The organism is Acinetobacter sp., assembly GCF_045628685.1.
Taxonomy (GTDB): domain Bacteria; phylum Pseudomonadota; class Gammaproteobacteria; order Pseudomonadales; family Moraxellaceae; genus Acinetobacter.
Genome location: NZ_JAZQPV010000087.1, coordinates 1 through 10,437, shown reverse-complemented (window position 1 = coordinate 10,437; position 10,437 = coordinate 1). Strand labels below are relative to the sequence as shown.

The 10,437-nt window shown below is 49.4% G+C and carries 20 protein-coding genes and 1 tRNA gene; 2 read left to right on the top strand and 19 right to left on the bottom strand.

The genetic code is table 11. The annotated features are described in order from the left end of the window. Positions 1 to 109: 109 nt before the first annotated feature. From ACKI4H_RS11515 to ACKI4H_RS11500, 4 genes are read right to left on the bottom strand one after another with little or no spacing between them, the layout of a single operon-like run. Entirely contained in the window at positions 110 to 292 is a 183-nt protein-coding gene (locus ACKI4H_RS11515; protein ID WP_407305832.1) for a hypothetical protein, read from the bottom strand. 57 nt (positions 293 to 349) lie between these two features. After that, complete coding sequence (locus ACKI4H_RS11510) at positions 350 to 559, bottom strand: hypothetical protein (protein ID WP_407305830.1); 210 nt, start codon at positions 557 to 559, stop codon at positions 350 to 352. A gap of 9 nt (positions 560 to 568) precedes the next feature. Next, the gene (locus ACKI4H_RS11505) at positions 569 to 1,477 is read right to left on the bottom strand and encodes a metallophosphoesterase (protein WP_407305828.1); all 909 of its coding nucleotides are present in this window, start codon (positions 1,475 to 1,477) and stop codon (positions 569 to 571) included. A gap of 54 nt (positions 1,478 to 1,531) precedes the next feature. Then, positions 1,532 to 2,182 carry a hypothetical protein gene (locus tag ACKI4H_RS11500; protein WP_407305826.1) on the bottom strand — a complete coding sequence of 217 codons (651 nt, stop codon included), beginning with the start codon at positions 2,180 to 2,182 and terminating at the stop codon, positions 1,532 to 1,534. Positions 2,183 to 2,288: 106 nt separating this feature from the next. Here ACKI4H_RS11500 and ACKI4H_RS11495 point away from each other — a divergent pair, with 106 nt between their 5' ends. Together ACKI4H_RS11495 and ACKI4H_RS11490 are read left to right on the top strand one after the other, a co-directional pair. Beyond that, positions 2,289 to 3,359: a hypothetical protein gene (locus ACKI4H_RS11495; protein ID WP_407305824.1), complete on the top strand. Its 1,071-nt coding sequence runs from the start codon at positions 2,289 to 2,291 to the stop codon at positions 3,357 to 3,359. Next, positions 3,356 to 3,940 carry a hypothetical protein gene (locus ACKI4H_RS11490; protein WP_407305822.1) on the top strand — a complete coding sequence of 195 codons (585 nt, stop codon included), beginning with the start codon at positions 3,356 to 3,358 and terminating at the stop codon, positions 3,938 to 3,940. Before ACKI4H_RS11495 ends, ACKI4H_RS11490 begins: the two co-directional genes overlap by 4 nt. 174 nt (positions 3,941 to 4,114) lie before the next feature. On the opposite strand, the gene ACKI4H_RS11485 is transcribed toward ACKI4H_RS11490, so the two are convergent. The 15 genes from ACKI4H_RS11485 to ACKI4H_RS11415 all read right to left on the bottom strand — a co-directional run. Then, positions 4,115 to 4,438 (bottom strand): hypothetical protein, encoded by a 324-nt coding sequence (locus ACKI4H_RS11485; protein ID WP_407305820.1) that lies wholly within the window; start codon positions 4,436 to 4,438, stop codon positions 4,115 to 4,117. Between the two features lie 11 nt (positions 4,439 to 4,449). Then, the gene (locus tag ACKI4H_RS11480; protein ID WP_407305818.1) at positions 4,450 to 4,878 is read right to left on the bottom strand and encodes a hypothetical protein; all 429 of its coding nucleotides are present in this window, start codon (positions 4,876 to 4,878) and stop codon (positions 4,450 to 4,452) included. Positions 4,879 to 4,892: 14 nt separating this feature from the next. Then, a tRNA-Arg gene (locus ACKI4H_RS11475) sits at positions 4,893 to 4,967 on the bottom strand. A 40-nt stretch (positions 4,968 to 5,007) separates the two neighbouring features. Next, positions 5,008 to 5,484, bottom strand: coding sequence for a hypothetical protein (locus ACKI4H_RS11470; protein WP_407305816.1), 477 nt, complete (start codon positions 5,482 to 5,484; stop codon positions 5,008 to 5,010). A gap of 87 nt (positions 5,485 to 5,571) precedes the next feature. Continuing rightward, positions 5,572 to 5,898 (bottom strand): hypothetical protein, encoded by a 327-nt coding sequence (locus ACKI4H_RS11465; protein WP_407305814.1) that lies wholly within the window; start codon positions 5,896 to 5,898, stop codon positions 5,572 to 5,574. After that, positions 5,899 to 6,141 (bottom strand): hypothetical protein, encoded by a 243-nt coding sequence (locus ACKI4H_RS11460; RefSeq protein ID WP_407305812.1) that lies wholly within the window; start codon positions 6,139 to 6,141, stop codon positions 5,899 to 5,901. It abuts the gene before it with no gap. Continuing rightward, the gene (locus tag ACKI4H_RS11455; RefSeq protein ID WP_407305810.1) at positions 6,138 to 6,380 is read right to left on the bottom strand and encodes a hypothetical protein; all 243 of its coding nucleotides are present in this window, start codon (positions 6,378 to 6,380) and stop codon (positions 6,138 to 6,140) included. Before ACKI4H_RS11455 ends, ACKI4H_RS11460 begins: the two co-directional genes overlap by 4 nt. A gap of 70 nt (positions 6,381 to 6,450) precedes the next feature. Continuing rightward, positions 6,451 to 6,636: a hypothetical protein gene (locus ACKI4H_RS11450; RefSeq protein WP_407305808.1), complete on the bottom strand. Its 186-nt coding sequence runs from the start codon at positions 6,634 to 6,636 to the stop codon at positions 6,451 to 6,453. Further along, positions 6,633 to 6,866: a hypothetical protein gene (locus ACKI4H_RS11445; RefSeq protein WP_407305807.1), complete on the bottom strand. Its 234-nt coding sequence runs from the start codon at positions 6,864 to 6,866 to the stop codon at positions 6,633 to 6,635. The genes ACKI4H_RS11450 and ACKI4H_RS11445 overlap by 4 nt, the downstream gene beginning before the upstream one ends. Beyond that, positions 6,863 to 7,084: a DUF2158 domain-containing protein gene (locus ACKI4H_RS11440; protein ID WP_407305805.1), complete on the bottom strand. Its 222-nt coding sequence runs from the start codon at positions 7,082 to 7,084 to the stop codon at positions 6,863 to 6,865. Before ACKI4H_RS11440 ends, ACKI4H_RS11445 begins: the two co-directional genes overlap by 4 nt. Beyond that, positions 7,081 to 7,380 (bottom strand): hypothetical protein, encoded by a 300-nt coding sequence (locus ACKI4H_RS11435; protein WP_407305803.1) that lies wholly within the window; start codon positions 7,378 to 7,380, stop codon positions 7,081 to 7,083. The genes ACKI4H_RS11440 and ACKI4H_RS11435 overlap by 4 nt, the downstream gene beginning before the upstream one ends. Positions 7,381 to 7,451: 71 nt before the next feature. Continuing rightward, a complete protein-coding gene (locus tag ACKI4H_RS11430; protein ID WP_407305801.1) occupies positions 7,452 to 7,787 on the bottom strand; it encodes a CatB-related O-acetyltransferase in 336 nt (111 codons plus the stop codon). A gap of 305 nt (positions 7,788 to 8,092) precedes the next feature. Beyond that, complete coding sequence (locus ACKI4H_RS11425; protein WP_407305799.1) at positions 8,093 to 8,488, bottom strand: hypothetical protein; 396 nt, start codon at positions 8,486 to 8,488, stop codon at positions 8,093 to 8,095. A 50-nt stretch (positions 8,489 to 8,538) separates the two neighbouring features. After that, entirely contained in the window at positions 8,539 to 10,047 is a 1,509-nt protein-coding gene (locus ACKI4H_RS11420; RefSeq protein ID WP_407305797.1) for a UvrD-helicase domain-containing protein, read from the bottom strand. A 146-nt stretch (positions 10,048 to 10,193) separates the two neighbouring features. Further along, positions 10,194 to 10,437, bottom strand: a 244-nt coding sequence (locus ACKI4H_RS11415) for a hypothetical protein (RefSeq protein WP_407305795.1), incomplete at its 5' end; no start/stop codon positions are given.

Here is a 10,437-nt window from a genome sequence, read left to right as displayed (position 1 = left end):
AGGAAACATATCACATAGGTAGCCACCATCTCCCTTGTCGAGTTCAGGTTTCATTGCGTCGAATATCTGCTCATCTGTCAGAACTGCTTTATTGGTTTTCATTATCGGTTCACGCATCGTTGCCCCCCTCCTCTTGCTTCCAGTTGCGAAGTTTCTCTTTCTCACGGGAGCGCAGCTCTTTATCCTTGTCTTTCATGCGACCAGCAGGACGTGAAAGTAGCACCTCATTCAGGTGCTGATTGCGTGGTTTAAATCCTGTCAAATCACTTGGCTTCTTTTTCTTGTTGGCCATTTCGAATTACTCCTTGAACATAAGATTATTATATACCCTCGCCCTGTCTTTGTACACCTATTTTTCATCAATGGTGAGGTCCCACTCCAGCGTGGCAATGTTCAGGTCTGCACCTAAAATCTTACACCCTGGGTGGGCCTTACGCGCATGAGCGAGCATCCATGCCTTTTCGTCAGTAACCATCCCGAGCTCTTTGCCCTCAAAGACATGGCTGAAGATTGCATCCTCTTGGTCAGCAGAAACTGGAATGGTAAGCAGAATGCTCATATATTGCCTTTAGATAAGGTCTTCCTTATTTACCGTAAGCGGTTCTACAACCTTAAAGGAAGTAGGTGTTGCCTGGTAGAACGTCCACGTGTCAAGTTCAATGCAAGTGAGGGCTGCCCATGGCTCAACGGCAGGGTTGCGACATGAGGCCTGGGCACATGTGTCGATGTTTGTCTGACCAACGATCGTCAATGGCTGCGTCATGATCGTGTGACCGGAGATTACCATTGAGCGCTCGTCATTGAAGCAATTGAGAATCTTTCGATGCTTTAAGTCCTTGACAACCTTCTCCTTAGTCAGTGGAATTCCATAGAACGGAAGGAAGATACGCCGACCCCAGACAAACGAGTCGCCACCGTCAGGCGCTTCAGTTGTTGCTAGCTCTCGGACAATCGTATCATCTTCTAGATCCTTGTCCGTAACCCGGCCAGCGAGGTGCGATGGAATTTCAGCGTGCAGGATGTGGAACTTCTTTCCATTCTTATGGTTGACGGTGATCATGAAGGGCAGTTCACCGATCATGTCCACAAGGTCGATGATCTCGGCGTGCTCATCGTCAACAATGAAGCTTGAGTCTCGCGCCCTTGCCTTGAAGGCCTGTAGAGCGGGTGCGCCCCATGACCCACCGTTTCTGAGCCAGAAGTTACCCATATACCCGCCGTGAAAGGCCTCGTACATCATCTGCTCATGATTCGCGATAGCACCATGGAAAAATTTTTCACGAAGCAGGCGCAGACAGCTGAGGGAATCAGGCCCACGGTCGACGAGATCTGTGACCGACATCAAGCGGTCTTTCTCTGGATCGAAGTTAATTCCCTTGAAGAGATTGAGGAGGGCTGGGTAGGCGCCATGCAGGTCACCGATGACGAAGTCACGGCCTTCCAGGTTTGGGCTCAGGGTCTTGAGTGCGTTTTGCATTTGGATCTTTCAATAAAATGGGCCGACACTGTGTCGGCCCATTAGATGTAGTGATTAGTTGAAGACGTCCTTGAACATCACACGAACGAAGCGGCCAGACATGTGCACGAAGAAGTTTGCGATGATGCGGAAGATTTCTGCGAACAGATCACCAATGATCAGGCTGATCGCATAAAACGGCCAGAAGAAGGTCCAGGCGCCGATGAAGCTGGCCAGGCGACCACGGTTCACGCGCGGCACAACGTAGTTGGCGCTCTTTTCGTCTGGGTTGCGGTCAACAACGATCAGGCGGTCATAACTGCGGGAGTTGTGCGAGACGAACGAGTTGGCTGCGGTTTCCGGTGACTTGGTAAAGTCGTCACGATGGCTCGCCTTATAGGATTTCCAGAGGTCCGCCCACTTGCGGGCCGAACGGCGCACCTCAAGCATGAACTCTAGGACCGAGTACGCCAAGCCGATGGCCAGGTAGATCAGCACAGGTACAAGGATCGACATGAAGGCGGTGACGATGCCGTGCCATTCGAACCCATTTGGTGAGTTCTTCCAGTACCACACGGCAAAGGTAATCAAGCCAATGACGAAGATCCACCACTTTGGTGATTCCGCACCATGACGGTCGAAGGTGACACCGATGATCATGGCAATGATAAACACGCCCAAGATTAAGGCTGCCCAAACGCTAAGTGCAAAACCTAAAAATTCCATAATAACCCCAAAAAGTTAAAGTTCGAATCAACATTGTAATACACATATGAGGGCGGTTGTATTTTATTTCAGGATAAATAAGCTATTACTAACTGGAGAAACCAATATGTCTCGTTCGCTGTTTATTCTAAAACGTCGTCATGATTACACACAAGACCCAAGCTACTCTTCTTCATACCAAGTAGCAACTGGTATGTATAATTCTTCCAAGTTCGTAGTAGACGAACTTGAAGCTGGCAAACGTGAGTGCAAGCTAGAATTAGTTGTTGATAATAACGATATTGACCGTGTTGTAACAGAATACAAACCAACTCATGTCTTCCTTGAAGGGCTTTGGGTTGTTCCATCAAAATTCGAGGAGCTAATGGCAATTCCACGCCACAAAAATGTGAAATGGCATATTAGGATCCACTCAGAGATTCCATTCATTGCAACTGAGGGTATCGCAATGGATTGGATTCCTCAATATTTGAAACAGGGCGTCTATATTTGCCCAAATGCCCCGCGCGCGCTTGAGCAAATTAAGTGGTTGGCCACAAAAACAGTTGGGGGAACTCAAGCTGAAAAACTTGTTCAGTATCTTCCTAACTGCTACCCAACAAATTTTGCTTCGTACCCAGTTAAAGTCAACCAAGCTGAAAAAACAGAACTAAATTCAAAAGGTTTTATTGACATTGCATGTTTTGGTGCCTATCGCCCACTAAAGAACCACCTTCAACAGGCGTTCATTGCTCTGCGTTATGCTGAGTCAATTGGAAAAAATCTTCGGTTTCACACTAATGGTAGAATTGACCAGGCAGGTGGCCCACCCGCGCAAAATGTGAAAAAGCTTTTAGATGCAGCTGGTGCGGAGCTCGTGGTTCATAATTGGGAAGACCGCGAAACCTTCCTCAAGAGTCTTCAGGAAATTGACGTTCTTTTGCAAGTTTCAATTTCTGAAACATTCAACATTGTCGCCGCTGATTGTACGCTTGCAGGAACACCAATGCTTGTATCAAAGGAAATTTCTTGGGCATATCCAACATATGGTGACCCCCAATCAGTTACTGACTGTTTGCGAAAGTTGCAGTTGATTATGGGGAATAAAAGCTTCTTCGTTAATGGTAATCGTTCTGGCCTAAACATCTATGCCAGCTCTTCACGTCGTCGCTGGCTTTCGTACCTGGAGGCAAAATGACATTGATCGCTGATTCAGATGGTGTTGATGTCATCATCTCTCCTGTTACAGAGAAAGATGGATTTCAAGTGAACCTTGACTTCAACTTCGCACAAGAGAAGCTGGACGCACTTGATAACCGTTGTAGATATTGGAACATTGAGCTTATTGATGGACGGCGTAAAATCGGTACGGCAGAATTCTCTGCCTTTCAATTCATCGCTGATGGAGTTGAACGCCGCACGATTGCACTAAAGAGCATCACAATTGCGCCGAGGCACCGTGGACAGAAGAGAAGCTACGATGTGATGCAATTTGTGATTGACACGGTGGCAAGAGAGTGTGACCGCGACTGGGGACCCGTCTCAACAGCTGCGGTCGTGTTCATTGAAAAGCGTGACATGAGCCATCTTCCAGAAAAGGACCGCAATGCGTTCTTTGATTTCTTAAAGAAGATTGGAGAGAAGATTTTAGGAGTAGACCCAAAAGATCAACCAAGCGGCGATCTTTCGGTCTCGGTGATTGGTGACCAAATCTCAATGCAGCTCATTCAAGGTCACCTTGTTCGATCGCATGCGTTGCCTGAAGTGAACAAGCGCTGATAGGGTGAAGAGGAACTTAAACAGGGTCCTCTTCAAATTCCTTGCCTGTCTCGTACACGAGCTTCGCGCACGAATGGCAGAACCAATACTTCTCTCGTGCTGGTTGATTCTCGATCGTCTTGTACTCGATCATTGAGTAGTGGCCTCGTTTATAGCCACAGTGCGGGCATTTCTTCATTTCACTTCCCTATGCTTTAGAATCACCTCATCGCTCAAGCGATAGCACAGAACAGCAAGTTGATCGTAGTAGTTCATCGTCATGTCAATGATCTGCTCGATCTGTTGACGTGTTGCGATGATGCGTACAGGAATCATGCGTTCAACAAACGTTTCGCCGGTTGGAGAGACCCAATGGCCCTTGGCCGGTTGCATGATAGTGAGACCACCCGAGATACCACGGACCTTTTCGTCCCAGACTTTGTGGTACTTCGTGCGGTAATATTTTCCAGGTTCCAAACGTTTTTCAGTTGGAACCAAAATTTCCCAAAGTGCGCTCATGAGATGTTTCCTTAAACGTGATTCAAGACCAGCTTTTCCTTGCGTTTCTTCGGCCTAGGATTTTCACAGGCGGCAAAGTAGTAAAATGACATAAACAACAAACCTGATACGAGTTGGAGCGCTGCCCTGCTCGTTGGTGCCATTATCAGATGCGTGAGCTGAAATGCATTCACACCTAGAAAAAATGGCCGTATCCATGTCGTCGATGAACCGAGGGTCTCCAGCATGGCCTCATTACGGGCTAACGCGATTAAAATGGTGCCAAACATCAGCGTCATTAACAGAAGCACGGCGTCCCAGCCGCTGTTCCAACCTGTCACACGGAGCATGATGTCAATCACTGTGGTGCCGATCATCACCTGCTCAGCCCACCAGCCTGGTTTCTTTTGGGACGCGTCAACAACCCACTGATACGCGTCAATTAGCTTGCGATCGATCATCTGCGTTCTCTATTTGGTACCACCAGCTGGAATCGAACCAGCGTCTCAGGTATAGGAGACCTGCGTATTATCCACTATACGATGGTGGCTTTCTATTATTGGTGGCGAACGTCGCCAGAGGGTTTATTATTACTCTTGCTCAGGCCGATACACGTGAGGCGCATTCCAATGCTTGACTCGAACTCGCTTACCTGCACCCGGCCCACGTGAGATGTATGGAGTCCTTGCGATGTCGTTTTGATTGGGCAACACCCGCCTTTTTTTCCACTTTACCTTCAGCTCGACCTCGGACTTCGTGAGCGGCGCGATGATGCCGTTCATGCCGTAGTAGTGGAAGCGGTTGCCAGCGCGGATATAAACCTCGAGCTTTGCCCATTCCTTCACGTCACGACGAGGTGGAGCACGGAATGCCGATCCTGCGTACAGCATGTCCTTCTTGCAATTCAAGCATGCATGCAGCTTGTCCAGGTCGGACCTCCAGGAAGACCACTTGTGAAAGCAGACGCGGCAGTCAAAGCACACAAACTTTGAGGAGTGTGTATGCATTTTGTACAAACGGATACCAGTATTTTCACCAGCATGCAGCGCGGGGCGTCCTTGTTTCATGTCTTGCTCCTTTTAAAGGGCGAATCATCCTTTACGCAGATAACCGAGTCGTGGTCTGAACTTTTACAACGGCTCCTACGGTGTGAATCATTCGCGAATCACATCACCTGACACTGTGTCGATGTCACCATGGACGTCACCACAGTTGACGTCGCCTGACACCGTTCTCACCCCGCCTGTTACGTTGCCGCCGATCACGACGTCGCCCGATATGGTGATGACCGATCCAGCGCTGCCGTGAACAGTTACCTTCTCGCACGCGTCTACGTTCAATGCTTGAATATTGCCGTGCACTTCGATGTTGATGATTTTCGCATCGGGCGTGTGATCCTGTCCGTCCACCATGATCTTGTTGCCACGGATGAAAATATTACTACCGGAGATGTAAGCTCCATTGATGTTGACCGTAGGCATTCAGCGTCCTTGGAATTGATGGGTTTCTTTTTGTGCTTCGATCTTCAGCTCAATAACGAGCCGTCGTTGTGCGTGTGGATCACCGTGAATCAGCTCATACAGCTCCGCGAAGGCGATGATTCGTTCAGCCATCGTATGGCCAGGATGCTTCATAGTCTTTCGAAGCGCCGTGATTTTTTCTGAGTTGTCATCGAGATGCTGCATGAAGGCAGCCGTGCGTTCAGGGGTTGAGAAGGCGTTCATGATGGTTCTCCTTTCTTATCCTTTTTCTTCTTCTTGCCCTTCTCGAAGAAGTCAAGCATAAGCTCATCAGTCAGTGATTGCATGTGATTGTGTAAACCAATGCTGTCGACACCATGAACAGCGGAAGGGAAGACTCTCACAACACCGGTTTCAAGTCGAGTAAGCAGGATTTGCACGCCTGGTTGCCCCGCGGGCGCGGGAACAATTTCGTATTTGTATTTGTTGGGGTCGTAGTTCATAGGTTCATTATAACATATTCGACCCCAACGTGTTCACTTATTTGCATAGGGGCGATGAAGTTGCTCTCCTTCAGGAGTTTTGTGCGCTGTCGTTAGCGGCTTGAAGAACTTCTTCAGTTGTCTCACATCCTTCAGGATTCTTGGCATGTACGACACGAGGTTTCCCAAAGATAGCATCGTAGTTATCACGGTACGCGTCACTTGCAGGTTTGGTCTGCATCAACGAACCTGTAATGTCATTGCGCGCGGTGCTCATGGCAGGTCCTTCATCTTTTCAAGTGCGGCAACAATGTTCATCTGAACCTGTTCATCGCTGATCTCACCAGCACGGTTGTTGTGGGCTTCCACGTACGCATCAGAAAGCGCGAGCATGGCAAGAATTTTCTTGTCATTCATGCTCACATAGCGGTGGAAATGTAAACGAAAGAAAAAGTTCTCAAGAATTTCTGCTTTTTCTTTTGCTGAGATTTTACGTGTTTTTGTCATGACATGCTCGAACGTGGACGGTTGGTTAATGGAACTTCAGGAGTGGTATTTGCAGACTTTAGTGACTCCTGAGTCGTGAAGAATTGCTCGATCTTGCCAGACATACCGTTATAGTAAATCACATGGACGAAGCCATCCGCATCTTCATTGCTTACAGTCATCAGCGGGCCGCCACTGCGTAGTTGGACGGCATCGCCCTTTTTAAATAGATTGATCATGAGTTTGCCTTTTTGTGAACGCCTTCCATGACTCGCATGGAGATGGCATCTGGGTGATTTGCGCTCATGTCGATTCCATCCACGATGTTCCGCTGGTCAGGGAACTGGTGCCACTTGACAGTCAACGGGTGGTCGGGAGCCCACAGTTTGTAGGTGTTACGAATCCACATTCCCCAGTTGAGGTGGAACCGAGGCAGCTCAGAGGCTGCCGTTGTCTTGAGTGCAAGAATGTCTTCTTCGTCGAGGTGATGGTCAAAGATGTTGTCAACGATGGCAGAAATTGAATGGAGGTACATGAGCGTTCCTTATTGGACAATGATGTTCCAATTGTACAATATTTACGCTTTCCCCAAGGTGACTTTTTAGGTTAGACCCGAACTATCGCTGTAGGTTGAGTGGTGCGTGGTCCATCCTTGATTGACTCAAGGAACTCTAGCGAGTCGTATATGTTGAGAAGCCGGTGCTGCTTCAAAATTTCATCATTCAGCTCCCACCACTTCAACTGAAGAAGTCGCTCAATGATCTCGGGCGTAAAGCGGTGCTTCATAACCTTCGCAGGGACACCGGCCACGACTGCATAATGGGGTACATCCTTCGTCACAATCGCCCCAGCGCCAATGACTGCGCCATTGCCGACCGTTACGCCATTCATAATGATCACTTTATCACCGATCCATACGTCATTCAAGATGCGGACCAGCACCTGCTTACCATCCACTCGCTTGAGAGAAGGTGGTGCATCAGATTCGAACCACGATGACGTTGACAGAAGGTTCATGTCATGATGACCGGTGCCAATGGAGACGTTGTTACCAATTGAGCAGTACCGCCCGATGTAGACACCGCTTTCAATGCGACCACTATTGATGTAGGTGTGAGCACCCATCTGCACGCCGGGCCGAATGAGTGCATTACCTATTGCAACTGGAGGTTCAAAGAAAAAAGGCGACATCGGTTCGACGTAACCCTTCAATCCTGGGTGTTTTTCAGATAGCATGCGGGTTGTGATTACTTGCGGAACTGTGGAAGACGCTCGCGGACCTGCTTCATCAAGCTGTCAATGCGCGCCTGATCCATCTTACCATAACCACTTGGGTGGTTAATGGCCGAGATCAATTCCCTCTGTGGCAGAAAGCCAAGCTGGCAGGCACGGAGGAGACCGATCGTCTGCACCATGTCCTGGTCGCAGATATCGTTGTGTAGCATCCATATTTTTTCTCCGTATATGCCAAGGGTGTCGAGGAAAAGGACGCTGCCCATGCCACCCATGAAGTCATCAGGGTCTATGTTGCCGCCTTTGCGCAACATGTCTGCGAGGACGGTGATGACGTCAGTGTTTCCGCCAGACATCTTAACCAACATGGTAGTAGTGGTGTCGCTCAGTTCCAAACGGGCCTTTGCCATTTCAATCTCCTTTAAGGACGGGGCCGAAGCCCCTAGTAGTGTTGTGTAGATTACTTCTTTTCGATGGTCATCACGACCAGTTCTGCCATCGTGCGGGTAGTTGCAACGTAGCAGAGGTTGTTTTCCTGTTCAACTTCCCAGGCCATTTTTGCGAAGCCGCTAGGACCGGTTTGCAGCCATACCACCTTTGGCCATTCACGGCCTTTCGACTTGTGAATCGAGGAGAGGAGAACTACCGGCTTGTTCTCATCGCCACCGAAGATGGCGTCGATCTCTTCACATACTGCGCGCTGCGGTGGTTGGGTGATGGTGCCTTTTTCGAGGACCCGGTTGATGATGACCCGGAGGCACTCAACCTTGTCAGTGACGTCTTCAGCGCGCTTTGGCTTTTCCATCTCCATGAACTTCTGCACTTCGCGTTCCTTGAACTCTTCCAGCTTCTCCATCAGTGCATCGATCGTCTTGACCTTCCAGCGATTCGCCAGGGCCTTGAGGCCAGCACCGATCTCGCGGCCTTCGACCCGTGCTGGGATGCCCTTGGCAATCAGGGCATACACGTTCTTGATCAGCGGCGCGTTGAACCGGCAGAGAATCGCATCACCTACCTTGACCTCTGCATGCAGGGTGTCGATCGGTGCTTGGCGAACTGAACCTTCAGGCGCAGTTTCATGTGCTTGGATGTGGTTAACCCACTGTTGTGCGTATGCAACCACCGATTTCGGGCAGCGGTAAGTCACGGTGAGAGGAAGCTGAGTTGCGTTCGTCGCTTCAGCGATCAGGTCCAGTGCATCTGCATCAGCACCGGTAAAACCGTAGATCGCTTGGTGTTTGTCACCGACTGCAACCAGGCGCGAAGTAGGCTTCATCATCGTGAGAGCGAGGAGACGACGGGTTGCGTTGGTGTCTTGTGCTTCGTCGATTAGGACCCAGTCATACTTGTCGAAGCTGACGCCGTGGAAGAGAGGTGCGAAGATCATGTCGTCGAAGTCGACAACTTTCGTGTTCAGCTCGTACGACTTGATGAAGAGCTTCCGTGCCAACATGATGATGGTGTTCGTGTTGTCTTGGCCGCGTTGTTCATCGAAGCACTCGATGTTGAAGTGGTTGATAATGTCCATCCAGGGGCTGTTGCCATCGACCGGTTTATCCTCTAGGATGCCAACCGCGGATTGCTTAGCGAGCGAAACCAGTTGAAGTACCGGGCCTTCGAGGATTCCGTACTCGAATTGACGCATCGTCATTTCGCGGAAGAGGTTCCGGCACTTGTCGCCATCAACACGAGGTTTGGCGACCTTCTTCCATGCTGCAAAACCAGCAGCGTGCATTGTCGAAACCACCAGACCTACCATCATGCCGGCCTTTGCTGCGATCTCGTCAGCGATTTTCTTGTTAAAGGCACCGAAGAACTTCGAACCTTTCATCAACTTGAGACCTTCGATCAGGGTAGTCGTCTTACCTGCACCTGCGACTGCCTGAAGAACTGCCGAACCATTACCATGCAGAATCCAGTCAAAGAAGGCTTTCTGCTGGATCGACGGGTTGAATTTTGGTTTGGTCATTTTGCACTCTTAGGTGGTTGGTATGAAACTATTATACCATCAACCTAAATTCTTGTACACCTTTATTTTCACGTTTTTCAGGACAAAATGAGGGGGTCATTGTGACCCCCTTCTTATTTGACAACTAATGCCGTATTCCCGCGTACTTAGTTGCTGACAGTCTCATACTGCACGACCATCACATCAACGGGTACAACCACCTGTGGTTGTACATCCCATTCAGTGCCGTCGTGCGAGCTGTAGAATCCAGTAAAGTGGATATACGCGAGGGCCCCTTCTACACGGCCTTCGCTGGCGAGTGAGCCTTCAGGCGCAATGGCGTACGTGATGGAGGCATATTCACCACCACCCTCATGGCCGCCTTCCGAGTCGACCTCAATCATTTTCAGC